The organism is Streptomyces sp. NPDC086554 (assembly GCF_040686095.1).
Taxonomy (GTDB): domain Bacteria; phylum Actinomycetota; class Actinomycetes; order Streptomycetales; family Streptomycetaceae; genus Streptomyces.
This window is the reverse complement of sequence record NZ_JBFBJK010000033.1, coordinates 61,283-81,841: the sequence shown is the minus strand read 5'-3', so window position 1 is coordinate 81,841 and position 20,559 is coordinate 61,283. Positions and strand designations below refer to the sequence as shown.

Here is a 20,559-nt window from a genome sequence, read left to right as displayed (position 1 = left end):
GGCGGCCCCCGCCTAGGACCGTGGGCGTAGGCCCAAGGGCCCTGCGCCGTTGCGGCCGCGTCCCCTCGACACCCCGAGGGGCGGCGATTCCGGTCCGTACCGCCACGCGGTACCACCTTGAGTTCCTGCTTCACCGACCCCTGCCTTCCGGTGAGGGACGGTCTTACGGAGTGGCGGCGGCGCTCGGGCTCGCGCAAGAAGCACTGCCCTTGCTGCGGGCGTCCGGCGGTGCGGTCCTGAACGTCAGCTCCGACGCCGCCGCAGAGGCGTACGAGACGTGGGGCGGGTACGGCGCATCCAAGGCCGCCCTCGATCAGCTCTCGGCGGTCCTCGCCATGGAGGAGTCGGGGATCCGGGTGTGGGCCGTGGACCCCGGTGACCTGCAGACGGACCTCTATCGTGCGGCCGCCGAGTTGCGCGATCCGGACAATTGGTGCACTACGCGCGTGTGTGCGGGTGGGTCTGCAGATTCATACGTACAGCTCCCCGGCGACGTACACCTCGCATGCGAGGAGCCGCTGCCCCCGGGGAGCGGGCGGCCGTGGTGGGCGCGGGTGTCCGGCGACGTGCCCACGCTGCTGCACCGGCACGGGCGCCCCATCCGTTACTCCTGTACGCGGCCCGGCCGTTCACCGAGCACCTGGTGGCGCACCTGGTGAGCCGGGGTGTGCAGTTCGCGGCGGTCACCCTGCACACGGGGGTCGCTTCGCCCGAGGCGCACGAGCCGCCGTACCGGAGCGCTTCGCGGTGCCCGGGACGTCGGCGCGGCTCATCAACGCGGCCAAGGCCGACGGGCGCCGCGCCATCGGGGCGGCCGAGGGGCGTACGGAGCTCGTGGTGATGCCGGAGCGCGGCGTACGCGTGGTGGACCGTCTGCTCACCGGGCTGCACGAGCCGGGGGCTTCGCATCTGCTGATGCTGGAGGCGGTCGCAGGCCGGGCGGCCGTGGACCGCGGATACACCGAGGCGGTACGCCGTCTCTACCTCTGGCATGAGTTCGGCGACGTCCATCTCCTCCTCCGGGAGGACGGTCCTCACGCTGAGAGTTGCTCCGGCAACTGTTGGTAAGACCGTTACGTGTCCGATGTGAGGCCGCGCATAGGACGCACGTCACGTACGAAGGTCCCTAGTGGATAAGAGGGACCTTTAGGGACACGGGGTACATGGTCGCCAGGGCCGTCGGCGCACCCCCTGATCCACTACCCGGCATCGTACGTCACTGCTTTGCCACAGAATTTTGCGGCCGCTAAGAATTGCTCCCGTCGCTCGGCGCCGCGGTCTCGCACCGCGGCGTTTGTGCCGGAGAAGCAATGTCCCCCACCGGACCAGAGCGACCTCCGCGATTTGAAGAGGTCCATCAGTCATGCCCAAGCACAACACTCCTGGTCATAGTCGCCCCGCGCTGACCAAGACCCAGAAGTTCTCGATCGCCGGTGTCGCCACGCTCGGCGCCGCCGCCCTCGCCTTCTCCCTCGTGCCGGGCAGCGCCGATGCCGGAACCCAGAGCGTCGCGGCCGCCCCGGTGGCCTTCAAGCAGAACGTCGACGCCCAGCAGGCCGTCGAGGCCGGTGTCATCAAGCAGCACACCGCCGCCGGCAAGCAGGCCAAGGACGCCGTCGCGGCGAAGCAGAAGGCCGATGCCGACGCCGCCGCGAAGAAGAAGGCGGCCGAAGAGGCCGCGGCCAAGAAGAAGGCCGAGGACGCGCGCAAGGCCAAGGAAGCCGCGAGCCGTGCTGCCGCGCGCAAGCCGGTCTACGCCAACAACCTCGACGGCTGGATCCGCCAGTCCCTGGACATCATGAAGTCCAAGGGCATACCCGGCTCCTACGAGGGCCTGCACCGCAACATCATGCGTGAGTCCACGGGCAACCCGAACGCCGTCAACGGCTGGGACATCAACGCGATCAACGGCACCCCGTCGATCGGCCTGCTCCAGGTCATCAAGCCGACCTTCGACGCGTACCACGTCGCGGGCACGTCCACGAACATCTACGACCCGGTCGCCAACATCGTCGCCGCCTGCAACTACGCGGCCGACAAGTACGGCTCGATGGACAACGTGAACGGCGCCTACTGAGCCTGATCGCCTGATCAACGGACCTCTTCACCGAGGCTCGGCGGACGCCGAAGGGCGGCACCCCCCAGGGGGTGCCGCCCTTCTCCGCGTTCCGGGACTCGATTCCGGGACGCGCTTACTTGCGCATGACCTCCGGCTCGTGGCGGCGCAGCAGTCGCGCGACCGCGAAGCCGCAGGCGATACCGATCAGGAGCAGGATCGTGATGTTCAGACCCCACTGCCCGGCCGAGTGCTCCCACAGCGGGTCGAGATCGGTGGGGTTCTTCGGGTCCCACGGCGGCATCAGGTGCGCGAGGTCCAGCGTGGAGCCCGCGCCGGCGATGGCCCAGCGCGACGGCATCAGCCAGGCGAACTGCTCAAGGCCCGGCGAGCCGTAGACCTGGAAGAGCACGCCGGTGAAGACGACCTGGACGATCGCGAACATCACCAGGAGCGGCATGGTCTTCTCGGCGGTCTTCACCAGCGAGGAGATGACCAGACCGAACATCATCGAGGTGAAGCCCAGAGCGATGATGACCAGGCAGATCTCGACGGCCGGGGGCATGATCAGGCCCTCTTCCGGCATGTCGCGCGTCGCGAAGCCGATGCCGCAGATGATGACGCCCTGGAAGGCCGTGATCACGCCGAGCACGATGACCTTGGACATCAGGTACGCCGAGCGGGACAGGCCGGTGGCCCGTTCCCGTTCGTAGATGACCCGCTCCTTGATCAGCTCACGCACGGAGTTGGCCGCGCCCGAGAAGCACATACCGACCGCGAGGATCAGCATGATCGTGCCCGCGTCGCCGTTGAACTTCGACGGCGGCTTGGGCGGGCCGAGCCCGAAGTCGGCCGGGATGACGACACTGACGATGCCGAGGACCGCGGGCAGGATCACCATCAGGCCCAGGAAGCCCTTGTCGGAGGCGATCACCGCGGAGTAGCGGCGGATCAGCGTCCACAGCTGCGAGCCCCAGCCCTGCGGCTTGGGCGGCCGGACCGCCTGCGGCGGCGGCATCTGTACGGACTGTGCGGCGACGGCGTCGATGTCCGCGGCGTACATCTGGTAGTGCTGCGAACCCTTCCAGCGGCCCGCCCAGTCGTAGTCGCGGTAGTTCTCGAACGCCGAGAAGACGTCGGCCCAGGTGGTGTAGCCGAAGAAGTTCAGCGCTTCCTCCGGCGGACCGAAGTACGCCACCGAACCGCCCGGCGCCATCACCAGGAGCTTGTCGCAGATCGCCAGCTCGGCGACCGAGTGCGTGACGACGAGGACCGTACGGCCGTCGTCGGCCAGGCCGCGGAGCAGCTGCATGACGTCGCGGTCCATGCCCGGGTCGAGGCCGGAGGTCGGCTCGTCCAGGAAGATCAGCGACGGCTTGGTCAGCAGCTCCAGAGCCACCGAGACACGCTTGCGCTGGCCACCGGAGAGGGAGGTGACCTTCTTCTCCTTGTGGATGTCCAGCTTGAGCTCGCGCAGGACCTCGTCGATACGGGCCTCGCGCTCGGCCTCCGCGGTGTCACCGGGGAAGCGGAGCTTGGCCGCGTACTTGAGGGCCTTCTTGACGGTCAGCTCCTTGTGCAGGATGTCGTCCTGCGGGACCAGACCGATGCGCTGACGCAGCTCGGCGAACTGCTTGTACAGGTTCCGGTTGTCGTAGAGGACGTCGCCCTGGTTGGCGGGCCGGTAGCCGGTGAGCGCCTTGAGCAGGGTGGACTTGCCGGAGCCCGAGGGGCCGATGACCGCGATGAGCGACTTCTCCGGGACGCCGAAGGAGACGTCCTTGAGGATCTGCTTGCCGCCGTCGACCGTCACCGTCAGGTGGCGGGCGGAGAAGGAGACCTCACCGGTGTCGACGAACTCCTCGAGCCGGTCGCCGACCAGACGGAAGGTCGAGTGACCGACGCTGACGATGTCGTTCGGGCCGATGAGGGCCGAGCCCGACTTCGCGACCGGCTGACCGTTGACGTACGTGCCGTTGTGCGAGCCGAGATCGTGGATCTCGAAGCGGCCGTCCGGAGTGGCCGTGAACTCGGCGTGGTGCCGCGAGACCTGCAGGTCGGAGACGACCAGCTCGTTCTCCAGGGCACGACCGATGCGCATCTTGCGACCGAGCGAGAGCTGGTGGAACGTCGTCGGGCTGCGGTCGCCGTAGACCGGCGGGGCCCCCGCGACGCCGCCGGAACCGGGGGGCTGCTGCGCGTAGCCACCCTGCTGCGGGGGCACATGCGGCTGCTGCTGCGGCTGGTGCTGCTGGGGCTGCTGTTGCTGCCAGCCCTGCTGCTGGGGTGCCTGGTGCGGAGCCTGCTGCTGGGCGGCCCAGCCGGGAGCCTCCTGCTGGGGCGCCTGCTGCGGCGCGGCCTGCTGCTGGGCGTGCTGCTGCGGCGCGGAAACGGCGGCAGCGGCGGCGCCCGACGCGCTGCCGGACACGTTGAGCCGCGGACCGTCGGTCGCGTTGCCGAGGTTCACGGCCGAGCCCGGGCCGATTTCCATCTGGTGGATCCGCTGGCCCTGCACAAAGGTGCCGTTGGTGCTGCCGTGGTCCTCAATGACCCAACTGCGGCCGCTCCAGCTGATCGTGGCATGACGCCAGGACACTCTGGCGTCGTCAAGCGAGAGATCTCCCTGCGGATCACGTCCGAGGGTGTACGACCTGGACGGATCGAGCGTCCAGGTCCTTCCATTCAATTCCAGTACGAGTTCCGGCACTCCAGCCCCACTGAGTTGTCCCCCGAGCTAGCCCCCATCGATGGGGAGTCTAGGGATGTCGAACATCGGGAGGAACTATTTCAGGCGGAGGCCTCTGACCGAAAGTCGGGCCTTGTGAAGACTGCGTACGGGCCTCTTTGGTTGCCCCGTTGACGGGGCAGAAATCCGCCCGGAGAGTAGTAACCGCCCATCAGTGCATACGGATCATGCGCATTGCGCACATCTCGCATGAACGGGGCGACGCCGTGTGAGGGCTGTGCAAATCAGGGGGGCCTGATGGAGACCGGCGGCAAAGAGGTCGACGGCCGGGGTGTGCGGTGGGGCGACGTACTGCTCTCCGCGATCGCCTCGGTCAGCTGGGCCCTGATCGGCATGGTCGGTACGGCGGCCTTGGGGCTCCATCTGCTCGGCGCGGACGCCGTCGCGTCGCTCGGGCCGATGACGGCGGCCGTGGTGGCGCTTGGCGCGGGCGGTGCGGTCACGCCGTCCGGCGATGTGTCGGCGTTCGGCCTCGAAGGCGCGGAGGCGACCACCGCGATCGACATCGCACCACTGGGCGTCGGGCTCGCGGGCGCGCTCCTCCTCGCGTACTTCTTCCTGCGTTCCTTACGTACGGCGGGAGTCACCATCACGCCCGCCGAACTGGCCGCGCGCGTGGGCTCGGTGGTCGCCCTGTTCCTCGCGATGCTCGCCGGGCTCGCCTGGGCCGGTCACGACATCATCACGATCGACGGCGAGCAACTGGGCATCGACAAGGGAATCGACAAAGGGATCGATCAACTCCCCGACGACATCACCGACAAACTGCCCGACGGTCTCGGCGACATCGGCGGTCTGCTGCCCGACCGGCTCGGCGATCTCGCCCAGGCGAAGGCGGCCGTCGGCTTCACCGTGGACACGGGACCGACGCTGCTCGGGGGCGCGGTGTGGGTGATCGGTGTGCTCCTGATCGCGCTGCTCGCCTCGCGGCGCACGCCGCTGCCGCGCGGGTGGGACGTCGTGCACCGGGCGGTGCGGCCTGCCGTGTCCGCGCTGGTCACGGTGGTGCTCGTGGCGGTGCTCGCCGGGCTCGCGGCGGCTCTGTACGCGATGGTCGGCGACGCCCATCCGAAGCGGATCGCGGGTGCCGCGCTGCTCGGGGCGCCGAACGGGGTGTGGCTCGGGGTGCCCATCGGGCTCTTCGTGCCGTGGGACGGCGAGGCCACGGGTGAGCTGGCGAAGCTGCTTCCCGACCCGCTGGACGATCTCCTGACGGGGCCGGGGGCCTCGGGGAACGAGGCGGTGACGCTGGGACGACTTGCCGAGCTCGACGGCCGGGTGTGGCTGCTCGGGGTTGCGGCGGCGCTGATGATGCTGTTCGCGGGGGTGCTTGCCGCCGTGCGTTCGCCCTTCGTACGGGGCGAGGTGGGCGCTCTGCGGTTCGCCGGCGTCTGTGCGGTGCGGCTGGGGGTCGTGACGGCGCTGGCGCTTCCGCTGATGGTGTGGCTGACCGGGGTGTCCGCCGATGCCTCGCTCTCCGTCCTCGGCTTCGACGCGTTCGGGGCGGGGATCGAACTGCATGGGCAGCTGGGGGTGGCGGTGCTGCTGGGCGCGGCGTGGGGCGCCGGGGCGGGGGCGGTGGGGGCGCTGCTTGCCGTGGCCACGGGGGCTGCGGGTGGGAGGGTTTCGGTGCTGGTCGCCGGGGGCGGGGCGGCTTCCGAGGTGCCGGCCTCGGCTCCGGTTTCCGCTTCGGCCTCGCCCGAGGCGGGGGCTTCGGGGCCGTACAGTCCGAGCGAGCCCTACCGGCCCGCGAACCCGGACACGAACCCTTACCTGCGGCCGCCGGGGGATGTGTACGGTGCGCCGACGGTGGTGGGACCGATCACCCCTCCCCCGTCACCAAGGCCGAAGCCTCGCCCCCGCTCCTCGGGCAACGGAGACTGGCCACCGCCTCCGCCCCCACCGCCACCGCCACCGCCACCGCCACCGAAGCCGGGCCCACGGGGGCGGTAACGGACGCCACGCTGCCGGGCACCCGGCGGGCATCGCCCGCCGAACAAGCCTTTCCCGCCCACCCGCCCGAAACCCGGTGCTGCTGGGTAATCGGGTGGGTGGGTGGGAGAGATCCGCCGCGAAGCGGGCGGAACAGGAAGCCCCCGGCCGGCAGACGAAGAACCCGCCCCCCACCGCCAAGGTGCAGGTGTCCGGCAAGCGGACCACCCCCGCGGCAAGCCGCGGCCTGCGGATACGGTGGGAACACCATGAGTGCTTCGCAGCCCCAAGAGACCTCTCCCGCCGACACCCCGACGCTCCTCGTCAAGATCTTCGGCAAGGACCGCCCTGGCATCACCGCCGGCCTCTTCGACACCCTCGCCGCCTACTCCGTCGACGTGGTCGACATCGAGCAGGTCGTCACCCGCGGCCGCATAGTGCTGTGCGCGCTCGTGACCGCGCCGCCGCCCGGCCTGGAGGGCGACCTGCGGTCCACCGTGCACAGCTGGGCCGACTCCCTGAAGATGCAGGCCGAGATCATCTCGGGCATCGGCGACAACCGCCCGCGCGGCCTCGGCCGTTCCCACGTGACCGTGCTCGGGCACCCCCTCACGGCGGAGTCGACCGCCGCGATCGCCGCGAGCATCACGGCGACCGGCGGCAACATCGACCGCATCTTCCGGCTCGCCAAGTACCCGGTCACCGCAGTCGAGTTCGCCGTGTCCGGCACGGAGACCGAGCCGCTGCGCACCGCCCTGGCCCTGGAGGCGGCGAAGCTCGGCGTGGACGTCGCCGTCGTCGCGGCGGGCCTGCACCGCCGCGCCCAGCGGCTCATCGTGATGGACGTCGACTCGACCCTCATCCAGGACGAGGTCATCGAGCTCTTCGCGGCGCACGCGGGCTGCGAGGACAAGGTCGCCGAGGTGACGGCCGCCGCGATGGCCGGAGAGCTGGACTTCGAGCAGTCGCTGCACGCCCGCGTGGAGCTGCTTGCCGGGCTCGACGCCTCGGTCGTCGACAAGGTCCGCTCCGAGGTCCGCCTCACCCCCGGCGCCCGCACCCTCATCCGTACGCTCAAGCGCCTCGGCTACCAAGTGGGCGTCGTCTCGGGCGGGTTCACCCAGGTCACCGATGACCTGAAGGAACGTCTCGGCCTCGACTTCGCCCAGGCCAACACCCTGGAGATCGTCGACGGCAAGCTCACCGGCAAGGTGACCGGGATGATCGTGGACCGCGCGGGCAAGGCCCGGCTGCTTCGCCGCTTCGCCACGGAGGCCGGGGTCCCGCTGGAGCAGACCGTCGCGATCGGCGACGGCGCCAACGACCTCGACATGCTGAACGCGGCCGGTCTCGGCGTCGCCTTCAACGCCAAGCCCGTCGTCCGCGAGGCCGCGCACACCGCCGTGAACGTCCCCTTCCTCGACACCGTGCTCTATCTCCTCGGCGTCACCCGCGAAGAGGTCGAGGCGGCGGACACGCACGCCGACTGACGACTCCCGCACCTCCCCCGTCTACGAGAAGGGGCCCGGTACCACCTGCGGTACCGGGCCTTTCGTCGTACGGAGAGCGAGGGTCACTCGGAAGGCGCCCAGTAGTCGACCAGCGTGCCGACCCCCGGCTCCAGGGCCTTCCACGAGCCGGAGTACGTCAGGACGGCGAAGGCCGACGTCGGGAAGCCGCGGCGGTCCATCCGCGTACGCGCATCGCCCTCGGTCTCCCCGGCGAGGATGTCGGCGAGGCCCTGGACTCCGGGGTTGTGGCCGATCAGGACGACGTTCTGCGCGTCGTCCGGGGTTTCGTTGAGCACGGCGATCAGCTCGCCCGGAGAGGCCTCGTACAGCCGGTCCTCGTAGACCGTCCTGGGCCTGTGGGGCAACTCGTGGACGGCGAGCTTCCATGTCTCGCGGGTCCTGGCCGCGGTCGAGCAGAGGGCCAGATCGAAGGGGATGCCGCTGTCGGCGAGCTTGCGCCCGGCGACAGGGGCATCCTTGCGGCCTCGCTCCGCGAGCGGCCGATCATGGTCGGACACCTGAGGCCAATCGGCCTTCGCATGCCGGAAAAGGACAATCCTGCGGGGTTCTGCGACGCTCATGCGTCCCAGCTTCGCATGAAACGCGCGGCCGGGCGCAGGGAGTTGACGCGCTCCCCCGGCACGGGTGACGGCCCCTGCCGGGGGCAGGTCACGACGTTGCGCCGAAGACCGTCTCCTGGACGCGCTCGAGCAGATGGGTGACCACCGGGTCGCCGCTCGCCGCGTGCGCGTCGGCCGGGTTCAGTATCAGCAGGAGCAGTGCCGCGAAGGCGATGGCCGGGAGGGCGATGGCCCACCAGGGAAGCTGGGTCTCCACGCTCGCTGAGTCCTTGGGGGCTCCCAGGTCGCGCCGGGTGTGCGAGCGGGCCGACATGCCGCCTCCGTGGTCTTCGAGTCTCCCGTGCCGCGTCTTCGCGGCCACATCTCGAAACTACGGACTCGGCGACCCTCAGCACATCCGGTGATCCACCCACTTGACCCTGACACTGACCCCCTAGGGGATGGTGGGGCTAGCCCCACCATCCGCCCCGCCGGGGGCAGTTCACGGCGAGGCGACGGAGGCGACGATCCCGATGATCACGGTGATGGCCAGCATCGCGCCGAGCACGATGAGCAGCTTCTTCTGGCCGTTCTGGGGGTTCGGGTCAAGCACTGGCATACGACGAGTCTCGCACCCTTTGTCCGACGGGGTCGCACCGCCCCCTCCGGATCAGGACGCCGCGGCGACCTCGTCCTCGACCGTGCGGTTGCGGCCCGCCAGGATGCCCACCACGATCTGGGGCACCATCAGGGCGGCCATGAGCACGATCGGCAGCTCCCAGCCGCCGCTGTGCTGGTAGAGGACGCCGACCAGGAGCGGGCCCGGGATCGAGATCAGGTAGCCCGTGCTCTGGGCGAAGGCGGAGAGCTTGGCGACGCCCACACTGCTCTTGGCCCGCATCCCGACCATCGTCAGGGCCAGCGGGAAGGCGCAGTTGGAGACGCCGAGCAGCAGTGCCCAGACCCAGGCGCCGCCCGCCGGGGCGAGGTAGAGACCCGCGTACCCGGCGAGACCGCACGCGCCGAGGACCATCACCACGGGGCCCTGGTTGGGCAGCCGCGTTGCGACCCGGGGGATGACGAAGGCCAGCGGTACGCCCATCGCCATGGTGACGGCGAGCAGCACGCCCGCCTCCCCGGCCGGGACGCCCGCGTCACGGAAGATCTGCGGCATCCAGCCCATCGTGATGTACGCGGCGGTGGCCTGGAGTCCGAAGAAGCAGGCGAGCGCCCATGCCGTACGGCTCCGGGTGATGCGCAGACCGGCGTCCTCCCGCCGCACGGCGGCCGAGACATGCTCGGCAGAGGCAGAGGCGGAGGCGGAAGCGGAAGAGCCCGCGCCCCGGTCGCGCACGAGCGGCACCCACGGCACGACGGCGACGACCGCGAGCACCGCCCACACGGCGAGCCCGGTCTGCCAACTGCCGCCCAGCGCACCGGTCATGGGCACCGTGACGGCGGCCGCCATCGACGTACCCAGTGCGAGGGCCATCGAGTACAGGCCGGTCATCGAGCCGACCTTCTCGGGGAACCAGCGCTTGACGATCACCGGCATCAGGACGTTGCTGACCGCGATGCCCATGAGGGCCAGCGCGGTCGCGGCGAGGAAGCCGGCCGTGCCGCCCAGGAAGGGACGGATCGCCAGGCCCGTGGCGATCGCGACCATGCCCGCGCAGACCACCGCACTGGGACCGAAGCGGCGGGCCAGGCGCGGGGCCATCACGCCGAAGATCGCGAAGCAGAGCGGCGGGACGGAGGTGAGCAGGCCGGCGAGCGTGCCGCTCATGCCGAGCCCGTCGCGCACCTCCTCCAGGAGGGAGCCGAGGCTGGTGATGGCCGGGCGGAGGTTGAGCGCGGCGAGGACGATGCCGACGATGACGAGACGCGTCGCCCACGCGCGCGTGGCGGGCTGTTTCGCCGCCGCGCCGCCCGCGCCGCCCGCCCCGTCCGTCGCGTCGGTGCGTATCGGTGCCGGCGTCCGCGTCCGCGTCCGCGTCTGCGTCTGCGTCTGCGTCTGCGTCTGCGTCTGCGCAGACGTCATCGCGCTGGTTTCCTCACTAGCCATGGAGCCATCATAGAATCATGGGATGATTGGCTGTCCAATCCGATTCCGTCACACCACCCTTAATCTCTGGCTCACACACCGCCCGTAACCTCTGCCCTCAGCCCTCCCGTCATCCCGCGTACGAAGGAACGTCATGCCGCTGACCACCCCTCGCCGCTCAGCGCTCTCCGAGCAGGTCATCGCCGAGCTGCGCAACCAGATCTCCTCCGGAGAGTGGCCGGTGGGCTCCCGCATCCCCACCGAGCCCGAACTGGTCGAGCAGCTGGGCGTGGCCCGCAACACCGTCCGGGAGGCCGTCCGCGCCCTCGCGCACAACGGCCTCCTCGACATCCGGCAGGGCTCGGGCACCTATGTGGTCGCGACGAGCGAGCTCGCCGGCGTCATGCAGCGCAGGTTCGCCGACGCGGAGCCCCGGCACATCGCGGAGCTGCGCAGCACCCTGGAGTCGAGCGCGGCGCGGCTGGCCGCGCAGCGGCGCACGGAGCGCGACCTCAAGCAGCTCGACGCCCTGTTGAAGCGCCGCGAGGAGGCCTGGGCTTCCGGTGACGCGGAGGCGTTCGTGACGGCCGACGCGACGTTCCACCTGGCCGTCGTGGCCGCGTCTCACAACGACGTGATGATGGCGATGTACGCGGACCTGGGCGAGGTGCTGCGTGACTGGCTGCGCGAGGACGTCGGCGAGGAGCTGACCCCCGAGAGCCACATGGACCACGCCCGGCTCGTCGAAGCGATCCGCGGGCACGACGAGGAGGCCGCGGCGAAGGAGGCCGCCGGCTACCCCTTCATGTGCCGCCCGGAGCGGCTGGACACCCCCCGCAATCCCGCCTGAGCCCGAGCCCAAGCCCGGCTCTCACCTCTGGTGGCTGACCCAGACCGACCGGATCTCCTTCCAACACCGACCGGTGAGCCGCACGGTCATGGCGGGCCCCGCCTCGACCAGGACGCCGTCGCTATCGATGTCCCACCACCGGTCGCACTCCACGTGCAGCCGCATCCGGTCGGTCTCCGGGTACGGGTTGTGGCAGTACGCGACGGCGTCCGAACCCTCGACGCTGGTGCGGCACTCCGCGCCGAACGGCCGGGGCTCGACCGCCTGCACGCGCGCGTGGGGGTGCTTCGCCTCTCCGACGGCATGCGACGCGGCGCCGTACGGCAGGGCGATCAGCAGAGTGAGAGCGGCGAGCACCGCAGGAGACGGGCGCACACCTCAGGGTGTGCCGCCCCGCCGCGCCGCCGCCCGGCCGGTGGGCCGAACGGGTGACGCCCCGCTCCCCGCACAAAGCGGGAAACGGGGCGTCGAGAACGTACGAAAGACCTGATCAGAAGGTCAGGCACCCATCATGTGCACGCCGCCGTCGACGTGGATGATCTCGCCCGTCGTCTTCGGGAAGAAGTCCGAGAGCAGCGCGACGATGCCGCGGCCCGCGGGCTCCGGGTCGGCCATGTTCCACTCCAGCGGGGAGCGGGTGTTCCACACGTCGGCCAGCTCCGAGAAGCCCGGGATGGACTTCGCGGCCATCGAGGCGAGCGGGCCCGCCGAGATGAGGTTGCAGCGGATGTTGTCCTTGCCGAGGTCACGCCCGAGGTAGCGCGAGGTGGCCTCGAGCGCGGCCTTGGCCGGGCCCATCCAGTCGTACTGCGGCCAGGCGAACTGCGCGTCGAAGGTGAGGCCGACGACCGAGCCGCCGTCGTTCATCAGCGGACGGCAGGCCATGGTCAGCGACTTCAGGGAGAACGCCGAGACGTGCATGGCCGTGGAGACCGACTCGAAGGGCGTGTTCAGGAAGTTGCCGCCGAGCGCGTCCTGCGGCGCGAAGCCGATGGAGTGGACGACGCCGTCCAGGCCGCCGAGCTCGTCCTTGACCAGGCCCGCGAGCCGGTCCAGGTGCTCCTGGTTGGTCACGTCGAGCTCGATGACCTTGGCCGGCTTGGGCAGCTTCTTGGCGATGCGCTCGGTGAGCGTGGGCCGCGGGAAGGCAGTGAGGATGACCTCGGCGCCCTGCTCCTGCGCGACCTTGGCCGCGTGGAACGCGATGGAGGACTCCATCAGAACGCCCGTGATCAGGATCTTCTTGCCGTCGAGAATTCCGCTCATGGTGATCAGTGACCCATGCCCAATCCGCCGTCAACGGGAATGACGGCTCCAGTGATGTACGAGGCGTCGTCCGAGGCGAGGAACTTCACCGCGGCGGCGACTTCCTCGGGCTGCGCGTAACGGTTGAGCGGTACCTGCGCCATGATGCTCGCGCGCTGCTCGTCCGTCAGCGCCTTGGTCATGTCGGTGTCGACAAACCCGGGCGCCACGACGTTGAAAGTGAGATTGCGCGACCCGAGCTCACGGGCGAGCGAGCGCGCGAAGCCGACCAGACCAGCCTTCGAGGCGGCGTAGTTCGCCTGCCCGGGGCCGCCCATCAGGCCGACGACCGAGGAGATCAGTACGACACGGCCCTTCTTGGCGCGCAGCATGCCGCGGTTGGCGCGCTTCACGACACGGAAGGTGCCGGTGAGGTTGGTGTCGAGGACGGACGTGAAGTCCTCCTCGGACATGCGCATGAGGAGCTGGTCCTTGGTGATCCCGGCGTTGGCGACCAGGACCTCCACCGGACCGTGCTTCTCCTCGATCTCCTTGTAGGCCTGCTCCACCTGCTCCGCGTCGGTGATGTCGCACTTGACGGCGAGGACACCGAGCTCCGCGAGTGCCTGGGGCGGCTCACCCGAGCGGCAGGTGATCGCGACCTTGTCACCGGCATCGGCGAAGGCGCGGGCGATGGCGAGGCCGATGCCCCGGTTTCCTCCGGTGACGAGAACCGAGCGGCTCAACGGATCACCCTTTCGATAGCTGTCTGGTACCTCGAAAACCTATCGGTACGGTGCTCCATACGGAGAATCGGCGACCGACAGTGGCGTACCGGACTCGCTGTCGGGTCCCTACAGAAAACTGTGGCCCACGGGCCCACACGCGCGACATGATCTGACCTGACCGGTGCCGACAGCAGGGAGACATTCCGTGCCTCATTCCATCGATGCAGCCTTCGCTGCGCTGCCGCTGCGGGCCCTCGCGGACGCCGCGCTTGCCCGCGCGCGTGCGCTGGGCGCCGACCACGCGGACTTCCGCCTGGAGCGGGTGCGCAGCGCGTCCTGGCGGCTGCGGGATGCCAAGCCGTCCGGCTCGTCGGACACCACGGACCTCGGTTACGCGGTCCGTGTGGTGCACGGCGGGACCTGGGGGTTCGCATCGGGCGTCGATCTGACGATGGACGCGGCGGCGAAGGTCGCGTCCCAGGCCGTGGCGATGGCGAAGCTGTCGGCGCAGGTCATCAAGGCCGCGGGGTCGGACGAGCGGGTCGAGCTCGCGGCCGAGCCGGTGCACGCGGACAAGACCTGGATCTCCTCGTACGAGATCGACCCCTTCTCCGTGCCGGACGAGGAGAAGAGCGGGCTGCTCGCCGAGTGGAGCTCCCGGCTGCTCGCCGCCGACGGGGTCTCGCACGTCGACGCCTCGCTGCTCACGGTGCACGAGAACAAGTTCTACGCGGACACGGCGGGGACGGTGACCACGCAGCAGCGGGTGCGCCTCCACCCGCAGCTCACCGCGGTCGCCGTGGACGAGACGAGCGGCGAGTTCGACTCGATGCGGACGATCGCGCCGCCGGTCGGCCGCGGCTGGGAGTACCTGACTGGGACCGGCTGGGACTGGGACGCGGAGCTCGCGCGCATCCCGGAGCACCTCGCCGAGAAGATGCGGGCGCCGAGCGTGGAAGCGGGCTTGTACGACCTGATCGTCGACCCCTCGAACCTCTGGCTGACGATCCACGAGTCCATCGGCCACGCCACCGAGCTCGACCGCGCGCTCGGCTACGAGGCGGCGTACGCGGGCACCTCCTTCGCCACCTTCGACCAGCTCGGCAAGCTCGCCTACGGCTCGTCGCTGATGAACGTGACGGGCGACAGGACCGCCGAGCACGGCCTGGCCACCATCGGGTACGACGACGAGGGCGTGGCCGCGCAGTCCTGGGACCTGGTGAAGGACGGCACGCTGGTCGGCTACCAACTGGACCGCCGCATCGCGAAGCTCACCGGCTTCGAGCGCTCCAACGGCTGCGCCTACGCGGACTCCCCCGGACATGTACCGGTGCAGCGGATGGCGAACGTGTCGCTGCGGCCGGATCCGGGCGGGCTCTCGACCGAGGACCTGATCTCGGGCGTCGACCGGGGCATTTACGTCGTTGGTGACCGTTCATGGTCAATTGACATGCAAAGGTATAACTTCCAGTTCACTGGGCAACGCTTCTATCGCATCGAGAACGGCCGCATCACCGGCCAGTTGCGCGATGTCGCGTACCAGGCGACGACCACCGACTTCTGGGGTTCGATGGCGGCGGTCGGCGGTCCGCAGACCTATGTCCTCGGGGGCGCGTTCAACTGCGGCAAGGCCCAGCCCGGACAGGTCGCCGCGGTGTCGCACGGCTGCCCGTCCGCCCTGTTCCGGGGCGTGAACATCCTCAACACCACCCAGGAGGCGGGGCGATGAGCTCGTCGAGTCGCAGCACCAAGCCGCACGAGATCGTCGAGCGCGCCCTCGAACTGTCCACCGCCGACGGCTGCGTCGTGATCGCCGACGAGGCGTCGACGGCGAATCTGCGCTGGGCGGGCAACGCCCTGACCACCAACGGCGTCACCCGCGGCCGCACCCTCACCGTCATCGCCACCGTCGACGGCAAGGAGGGCACCGCATCCGGAGTCGTCTCGCGCTCGGCCGTGACCGCGGACGATCTCGAGCCGCTGGTGCGTGCCGCCGAGCATGCCGCGCGCGGGGCCGGGCCCGCCGAGGACGCGCAGCCGCTGGTGACCGGCGGCGAGGAGTCCGCGGACTTCAGGGACGCCCCCGCCGAGACCTCGTCCGCGGTCTTCGCCGACTTCGCCCCCGCGCTCGGCGAGGCCTTCGCACGGGCCCGCACGGGCGGGCGCGAGCTGTACGGCTTCGCGAACCACGAGCTCGTATCGAGTTATCTCGGTACGTCGACGGGGCTGAGGCTGCGGCACGACCAGCCCAACGGGACGCTTGAGCTCAACGCCAAGAGCCCGGACCGGACGAAGTCGGCGTGGGCCGGGCGGGCCACCCGGGACTTCAAGGACGTCGATCCGGCGGCGCTCGACGCGGAGCTCGCGCAGCGCCTGGGGTGGGCCCAGCGGCGTATCGATCTGCCGGCGGGCCGGTACGAGACGCTGCTTCCGCCGACCGCCGTCGCCGACCTGCTGATCTACCAGCTGTGGTCGGCATCGGCCCGGGACGCGGCCGAGGGCCGCACGGTGTTCTCCAAGCCGGGCGGCGGCACCCGCGTCGGCGACCGGCTCGCCGAGCTGCCGCTGACCCTGCGCAGCGACCCGAACGAGCCGGGCCTGGAGTCCGCGCCGTTCGTGCTCGCGCACGCGTCCGGCGGCGACTCGTCGGTCTTCGACAACGGGCTTCCGCTGGCCGCGACCGACTGGGTGCGGGCGGGCGAACTCACACATCTGACGAGCACCCGGCACAGCGCGGCCCTGACCGGGCTTCCGGTCGCCCCGGCGATCGACAACCTCGTCCTCGACGGCGGCTCCGACCGCTCCCTTCAGGAGATGGTCGCGGGCACCGAGCGGGGCCTGCTGCTCACCTGCCTCTGGTACATCCGCGAGGTCGACCCGGCGACGCTGCTGCTCACCGGGCTCACCCGGGACGGCGTCTATCTCGTCGAGAACGGCGAGGTCGTGGGCGAGGTGAACAACTTCCGTTTCAACGAGTCGCCGGTCGACCTGTTGTCGCGGGCCGCCGAGGCCGGGCGCACGGAAAAGACGCTGCCCAGGGAGTGGGGCGACTGGTTCACCAGGGCTGCGATGCCCGCCCTGCGCATCCCCGACTTCAACATGAGCTCGGTCAGCCAGGGCGTGTGACGCCCATAGACTGACGCGTAAGAGTGACGCGTACCCATTCGAACCTTTCAAGGAGACACAGGACCGTGACGGACATCGTCGACGAGCTGAAGTGGCGGGGACTTTTCGCCCTGTCCACTGACGAAGATGCACTGCGCAAGTCGCTCGCGGACGGTCCCGTCACGTTCTATTGCGGGTTCGACCCGACCGCGGCGAGCCTGCACGTGGGGCACCTCGTGCAGGTCCTCACCCTGCGCCGGCTCCAGCAGGCGGGGCACCGCCCGCTCGCCCTGGTCGGCGGCGCGACGGGTCAGATCGGTGACCCCAGGCCGACCGCCGAGCGCACCCTGAACGACCCGGAGACGGTCGCGAACTGGGTGGGCAGGCTGCGCACCCAGATCGAGCCGTTCCTGTCCTTCGAGGGCGAGAACGCCGCGACGATGGTCAACAACCTGGACTGGACCGCGGGGCTCTCCGCCATCGAGTTCCTGCGCGACATCGGCAAGCACTTCCGGGTGAACAAGATGCTCACCAAGGAGTCCGTCGCCCGTCGCCTGGAGTCCCAGGAGGGCATCTCCTACACGGAGTTCAGCTACCAGCTCCTGCAGGGCATGGACTTCCTGGAGCTCTACCGGCGGTACGGCTGCACGCTCCAGACCGGCGGCAGCGACCAGTGGGGCAACCTCACGGCGGGCATCGACCTGATCCACCGCCTGGAGCCGGACACCACGGTGCACGCCATGGGCACGCCGCTGATGGTCAAGGCGGACGGCACCAAGTTCGGCAAGACCGAGGGCGGCGCCGTCTGGCTCGACCCGGAGATGACCACGCCGTACGCGTTCTACCAGTTCTGGCTGAATGTGGACGACCGGGACATCTCGACGTACATGCGGATCCTGTCCTTCAAGCCCCGCGCGGAGCTCGAGGAGATCGAGAAGCAGACCGAGGAGCGTCCGCAGGCGCGCGCCGCGCAGCGTGCGCTCGCCGAGGAGCTGACGACGCTGGTGCACGGCGCCGACCAGTGCGCCGCGGTCATCGCAGCGTCCAAGGCGCTCTTCGGCCAGGGCGATCTCGCCGATCTTGACGAGGCGACGCTAGGCGCGGCGCTCTCGGAGCTGCCGCGCGTCGAGGTCGCCGAGCTCGGCCCGGTGGTGGACCTCTTCGCCGAGGTCGGCCTGGTGGCCAGCAAGTCCGCGGCCCGGCGCACGGTCAAGGAGGGCGGTGCCTACGTGAACAACGTGAAGGTCGCCGCCGAGGACGCCGTGCCGTCCCGCGACGAGCTGCTTCACGGTCGCTGGCTCGTCCTTCGACGTGGCAAGAAGAACCTGGCCGCGGTCGAGGTCACCGCGGGCTGACCCGCTGAACCGTACGCACGTCGAAGGGGCCGGTCCGCGTGGACCGGCCCCTTCGGCATGCGGCGAGGCAGGGCGCCTACGCCGACTGTTTGCTTCCCTTGACCATCTTGTACGCCATGTCGCCGAGACCCACGACGACCAGCGCGGCCCCCAGCTGCAGGGCGTGCCGCCCCCAGTCGATGCCTCTGGTCTCGTCGATGCCGAAGCCGGCGGCCAGTGAGTTGCCGATGATCGCGCCGATGATGCCGAAGATCGTGGTCAGCCAGAGCGGGCTGTGCTGCTTTCCGGGCAGGATCCCCTTGGCGATCAGCCCCAGCACGAACCCCACGATGATGGCCCACAACCAGCCCATAGCTGCCTCCTCATACGGCTCAACATGAGCGTTACGGTCAGTGTCGGCCTGTCCGCCATACGGCGCATGTCGGGAACCCCCATACGTGGCATGGCGCAGGAAGTGCGCCGAGATGGGACAGGCCCCGGTCTCGTAGCCTGCGCAGCCCCGGCGTAACGTTGAACGGGTCCGGGCCGGGGAGAGTCCGGCGTCTTGTGAGCAGGCGGTGGAATGTGATGCGGAAGCAGAGCAGTGCCCAGGTCTTCCGGATCACCGGAGCCCGGCAGGGCCTCGCGGAGGACGTGCGCGGCAGGCAGCGACGCTACGTGATCTCGATGTCGGTCCGTACTCTTTCGGTCATTGCCGCCGCCGTCCTGTGGAACGTCGAGCGGCATGTCGCTTTCGTTGCTCTGGTGCTCGGGATCCTCCTCCCGTACATCTCCGTCGTGATCGCCAACGCCGGCCGGGAGAACGCGCCCTCGCTGCCGTCGACCTTCGTACCGGCGCCGTCACGGCCGATGATCGCTCCACCGGCCGCCAGGACCGAGTCCGCGGAACCCTTCCCGGAAGCCGGCACGGGCCCCAAGTCCGGTGAGCCCGACGCACCTTCCGGCCACCAGAACTGACCGTCGACGTTGCGCCAAGCTCAAGAAAAGCTCAGATCAATCATGTAGTTCCGGTGCCAGGCACCGGGTCCCCCGTGACATACTTCGTACGCGCTCCGCATCCCCCGTCGGAGCGACAGACCGACGCCGGGCAGCTCCCCCCGTGGCTGCTCGGCGTCGCCTTGTTTTGAACGCACTTGGACGTTACCTGTGAGCGACGAAACACCGATCTGTTCCGCCAAGGGCTGCCGCGCCGACGCGGTCTGGGTGCTCGCCTGGAACAACCCGAAGATCCACACGCCGGAGCGTCGCAAGACCTGGCTCGCGTGTGACGAGCACCGCGAGCACCTCTCCCAATTCCTGGGCGTACGCGGCATGTTGAAGGACGTCGTCACGCTGGCCGAGTGGGAAGCGCGGGAGGGCTAGCGGCGGCTGCGGCCGCCTAGCCGCCGATCGCCGACATCGGGCGGTCGGGCTGCAGGAACGTCGGGTCGTCGAGGCCCGAACCCGCCTTCTTGCCCCACATGGCGAGCTTCCATATCCGGGCGATGTTCTCGTCCGAGCCGTCCTCGCCGTCGGAGCGCAGGGCCGCCCGCAGGTCCGTCTCCTCGGTGGCGAAGAGGCAGGTGCGGACCTGGCCGTCGGCCGTGAGCCGCGTACGGTCGCAGGCCGAGCAGAAGGGGCGGGTGACCGAGGCGATGACGCCTACGCGATGCGGGCCGCCGTCCACGATCCAGCGCTCGGCGGGCGCCGAGCCGCGCTCGCCGGAGCCCTCGTCGGTGAGCTCGAAGCGCGTACGCAGCGACTGCAGGATGTCACCTGCGGTGATCATGCCGTCGCGCTTCCAGCCGTGCTGGGCGTCGAGGGGCATCTGCTCGATGAAGCGCAGCTCGTACTCGTTCTCGACGGCCCAGGCGAGGAGGTCGGGGGCCTCGTCGTCGTTCAGGCCCGGCATCAGGACCGTGTTGACCTTGACCGGGGTGAGGCCCGCGTCGCGCGCGGCCTCGAGGCCTTCGAGGACGTCCTTGTGCCGGTCGCGGCGGGTGAGGGTCTTGAAGACGTCGGGCCGCAGCGTGTCCAGGGAGACGTTGACCCGGTCCAGGCCCGCGGCCTTGAGGGCCTTCGCGGTGCGCTTGAGGCCGATGCCGTTCGTCGTCAGGGACATCTTGGGGCGCGGCTCCAGCTGGGCGCAGCGCTCGACGATGCCGACGAGGCCGGGGCGCAGGAGGGGCTCGCCGCCGGTGAAACGGATCTCCTTGATGCCGAGCTGTGTCACGGCGATCCGGATGAGGCGGACGATCTCGTCGTCGCTGAGGAGCTCGGACTTGGACAGCCACTGCAGGCCCTCTTCGGGCATGCAGTACGTGCACCGAAGATTGCACTTGTCGGTCAGTGAAACCCGCAGATCGGTGGCCACTCGGCCGTAGGTGTCGATGAGCACGTGGGCCCCCTCCCTGATCCTGTTCGGCCAATCCGGTTCAGATGTTGACG

The 20,559-nt window shown here is 69.8% G+C and carries 20 protein-coding genes and 1 pseudogene; 11 read left to right on the top strand and 10 right to left on the bottom strand.

Annotation, left to right across the window (positions count from 1 at the left end; genetic code table 11):
- Nucleotides 1-176: 176 nt before the first annotated feature.
- From AB0O76_RS38100 to AB0O76_RS38090, 3 genes and pseudogenes are all read left to right on the top strand, one after another.
- A pseudogene (locus AB0O76_RS38100) lies at nt 177-407 on the top strand (SDR family NAD(P)-dependent oxidoreductase); the annotation flags it as partial.
- A 340-nt stretch (nt 408-747) separates the two neighbouring features.
- Nucleotides 748-1,068: an S-adenosylmethionine:tRNA ribosyltransferase-isomerase gene (locus AB0O76_RS38095; protein ID WP_365501290.1), complete on the top strand. Its 321-nt coding sequence runs from the start codon at nt 748-750 to the stop codon at nt 1,066-1,068.
- A gap of 295 nt (nt 1,069-1,363) precedes the next feature.
- A complete protein-coding gene (locus AB0O76_RS38090) occupies nt 1,364-2,077 on the top strand; it encodes a transglycosylase SLT domain-containing protein (RefSeq protein ID WP_365501288.1) in 714 nt (237 codons plus the stop codon).
- A gap of 115 nt (nt 2,078-2,192) precedes the next feature.
- Here the strand turns inward: AB0O76_RS38090 and AB0O76_RS38085 are convergent, their stop codons facing one another.
- Nucleotides 2,193-4,763: an FHA domain-containing protein gene (locus tag AB0O76_RS38085; RefSeq protein ID WP_365501286.1), complete on the bottom strand. Its 2,571-nt coding sequence runs from the start codon at nt 4,761-4,763 to the stop codon at nt 2,193-2,195.
- Between the two features lie 276 nt (nt 4,764-5,039).
- Between AB0O76_RS38085 and AB0O76_RS38080 the strand changes: the two genes are divergently transcribed.
- Nucleotides 5,040-6,755: a streptophobe family protein gene (locus AB0O76_RS38080; protein WP_365501284.1), complete on the top strand. Its 1,716-nt coding sequence runs from the start codon at nt 5,040-5,042 to the stop codon at nt 6,753-6,755.
- 248 nt (nt 6,756-7,003) lie between these two features.
- Nucleotides 7,004-8,224, top strand: a complete 1,221-nt coding sequence (serB, locus tag AB0O76_RS38075) for a phosphoserine phosphatase SerB (RefSeq protein ID WP_365501282.1) — start codon at nt 7,004-7,006, stop codon at nt 8,222-8,224.
- 83 nt (nt 8,225-8,307) lie between these two features.
- Here the strand turns inward: serB and AB0O76_RS38070 are convergent, their stop codons facing one another.
- From AB0O76_RS38070 to AB0O76_RS38055, 4 genes are all read right to left on the bottom strand, one after another.
- Entirely contained in the window at nt 8,308-8,826 is a 519-nt protein-coding gene (locus AB0O76_RS38070) for a histidine phosphatase family protein (protein WP_365501280.1), read from the bottom strand.
- A gap of 88 nt (nt 8,827-8,914) precedes the next feature.
- Nucleotides 8,915-9,139: a hypothetical protein gene (locus AB0O76_RS38065; protein ID WP_365501317.1), complete on the bottom strand. Its 225-nt coding sequence runs from the start codon at nt 9,137-9,139 to the stop codon at nt 8,915-8,917.
- 168 nt (nt 9,140-9,307) lie between these two features.
- Entirely contained in the window at nt 9,308-9,424 is a 117-nt protein-coding gene (locus AB0O76_RS38060) for an SGM_5486 family transporter-associated protein (RefSeq protein ID WP_107102012.1), read from the bottom strand.
- Between the two features lie 51 nt (nt 9,425-9,475).
- Nucleotides 9,476-10,870 (bottom strand): CynX/NimT family MFS transporter, encoded by a 1,395-nt coding sequence (locus tag AB0O76_RS38055; protein WP_365501278.1) that lies wholly within the window; start codon nt 10,868-10,870, stop codon nt 9,476-9,478.
- A gap of 133 nt (nt 10,871-11,003) precedes the next feature.
- Between AB0O76_RS38055 and AB0O76_RS38050 the strand changes: the two genes are divergently transcribed.
- Nucleotides 11,004-11,699, top strand: coding sequence for a FadR/GntR family transcriptional regulator (locus tag AB0O76_RS38050; protein WP_365501276.1), 696 nt, complete (start codon nt 11,004-11,006; stop codon nt 11,697-11,699).
- A 21-nt stretch (nt 11,700-11,720) separates the two neighbouring features.
- On the opposite strand, the gene AB0O76_RS38045 is transcribed toward AB0O76_RS38050, so the two are convergent.
- The 3 genes from AB0O76_RS38045 to fabG all read right to left on the bottom strand — a co-directional run bounded on the left by AB0O76_RS38045 (nt 11,721) and on the right by fabG (nt 13,690).
- Complete coding sequence (locus AB0O76_RS38045) at nt 11,721-12,074, bottom strand: hypothetical protein (protein WP_365501274.1); 354 nt, start codon at nt 12,072-12,074, stop codon at nt 11,721-11,723.
- Nucleotides 12,075-12,197: 123 nt separating this feature from the next.
- A complete protein-coding gene (fabI, locus tag AB0O76_RS38040) occupies nt 12,198-12,965 on the bottom strand; it encodes an enoyl-ACP reductase FabI (RefSeq protein WP_365501272.1) in 768 nt (255 codons plus the stop codon).
- A 5-nt stretch (nt 12,966-12,970) separates the two neighbouring features.
- Complete coding sequence (gene fabG, locus AB0O76_RS38035; RefSeq protein ID WP_360763827.1) at nt 12,971-13,690, bottom strand: 3-oxoacyl-[acyl-carrier-protein] reductase; 720 nt, start codon at nt 13,688-13,690, stop codon at nt 12,971-12,973.
- A gap of 187 nt (nt 13,691-13,877) precedes the next feature.
- Between fabG and AB0O76_RS38030 the strand changes: the two genes are divergently transcribed.
- From AB0O76_RS38030 to tyrS, 3 genes are all read left to right on the top strand, one after another.
- Entirely contained in the window at nt 13,878-15,401 is a 1,524-nt protein-coding gene (locus tag AB0O76_RS38030; RefSeq protein ID WP_365501269.1) for a TldD/PmbA family protein, read from the top strand.
- On the top strand, nt 15,398-16,798 hold the full coding sequence (locus AB0O76_RS38025; protein WP_365501267.1) for a TldD/PmbA family protein: 1,401 nt from the start codon (nt 15,398-15,400) through the stop codon (nt 16,796-16,798). The genes AB0O76_RS38030 and AB0O76_RS38025 overlap by 4 nt, the downstream gene beginning before the upstream one ends.
- 65 nt (nt 16,799-16,863) lie before the next feature.
- Nucleotides 16,864-18,132 carry a tyrosine--tRNA ligase gene (gene tyrS, locus AB0O76_RS38020; RefSeq protein ID WP_365501265.1) on the top strand — a complete coding sequence of 423 codons (1,269 nt, stop codon included), beginning with the start codon at nt 16,864-16,866 and terminating at the stop codon, nt 18,130-18,132.
- A 76-nt stretch (nt 18,133-18,208) separates the two neighbouring features.
- Here the strand turns inward: tyrS and AB0O76_RS38015 are convergent, their stop codons facing one another.
- Nucleotides 18,209-18,484, bottom strand: coding sequence for a GlsB/YeaQ/YmgE family stress response membrane protein (locus AB0O76_RS38015; protein WP_365501263.1), 276 nt, complete (start codon nt 18,482-18,484; stop codon nt 18,209-18,211).
- A 215-nt stretch (nt 18,485-18,699) separates the two neighbouring features.
- Here AB0O76_RS38015 and AB0O76_RS38010 point away from each other — a divergent pair, with 215 nt between their 5' ends.
- Nucleotides 18,700-19,089, top strand: coding sequence for a DUF3099 domain-containing protein (locus tag AB0O76_RS38010; RefSeq protein WP_365501261.1), 390 nt, complete (start codon nt 18,700-18,702; stop codon nt 19,087-19,089).
- A gap of 189 nt (nt 19,090-19,278) precedes the next feature.
- A complete protein-coding gene (locus AB0O76_RS38005; RefSeq protein ID WP_365501259.1) occupies nt 19,279-19,494 on the top strand; it encodes a hypothetical protein in 216 nt (71 codons plus the stop codon).
- A gap of 16 nt (nt 19,495-19,510) precedes the next feature.
- Here AB0O76_RS38005 and moaA read toward each other — a convergent pair whose 3' ends face one another.
- Nucleotides 19,511-20,509: a GTP 3',8-cyclase MoaA gene (moaA, locus tag AB0O76_RS38000; RefSeq protein WP_365501257.1), complete on the bottom strand. Its 999-nt coding sequence runs from the start codon at nt 20,507-20,509 to the stop codon at nt 19,511-19,513.
- Nucleotides 20,510-20,559: the final 50 nt, after the last annotated feature.

What these genes read in the sequence shown, in the direction of transcription:
- AB0O76_RS38090 (WP_365501288.1), top strand. Translation starts at nt 1,364, where the DNA reads ATGCCCAAGCACAACACTCCTGGTCATAGTCGCCCCGCGCTGACCAAG.
- AB0O76_RS38080 (WP_365501284.1), top strand. Translation starts at nt 5,040, where the DNA reads ATGGAGACCGGCGGCAAAGAGGTCGACGGCCGGGGTGTGCGGTGGGGC.
- serB (WP_365501282.1), top strand. Translation starts at nt 7,004, where the DNA reads ATGAGTGCTTCGCAGCCCCAAGAGACCTCTCCCGCCGACACCCCGACG.
- AB0O76_RS38070 (WP_365501280.1), bottom strand. Translation starts at nt 8,826, where the DNA reads ATGAGCGTCGCAGAACCCCGCAGGATTGTCCTTTTCCGGCATGCGAAG.
- AB0O76_RS38065 (WP_365501317.1), bottom strand. Translation starts at nt 9,139, where the DNA reads ATGTCGGCCCGCTCGCACACCCGGCGCGACCTGGGAGCCCCCAAGGAC.
- AB0O76_RS38060 (WP_107102012.1), bottom strand. Translation starts at nt 9,424, where the DNA reads ATGCCAGTGCTTGACCCGAACCCCCAGAACGGCCAGAAGAAGCTGCTC.
- AB0O76_RS38055 (WP_365501278.1), bottom strand. Translation starts at nt 10,870, where the DNA reads ATGGCTAGTGAGGAAACCAGCGCGATGACGTCTGCGCAGACGCAGACG.
- AB0O76_RS38050 (WP_365501276.1), top strand. Translation starts at nt 11,004, where the DNA reads ATGCCGCTGACCACCCCTCGCCGCTCAGCGCTCTCCGAGCAGGTCATC.
- fabI (WP_365501272.1), bottom strand. Translation starts at nt 12,965, where the DNA reads ATGAGCGGAATTCTCGACGGCAAGAAGATCCTGATCACGGGCGTTCTG.
- AB0O76_RS38025 (WP_365501267.1), top strand. Translation starts at nt 15,398, where the DNA reads ATGAGCTCGTCGAGTCGCAGCACCAAGCCGCACGAGATCGTCGAGCGC.
- AB0O76_RS38015 (WP_365501263.1), bottom strand. Translation starts at nt 18,484, where the DNA reads ATGGGCTGGTTGTGGGCCATCATCGTGGGGTTCGTGCTGGGGCTGATC.
- AB0O76_RS38010 (WP_365501261.1), top strand. Translation starts at nt 18,700, where the DNA reads ATGCGGAAGCAGAGCAGTGCCCAGGTCTTCCGGATCACCGGAGCCCGG.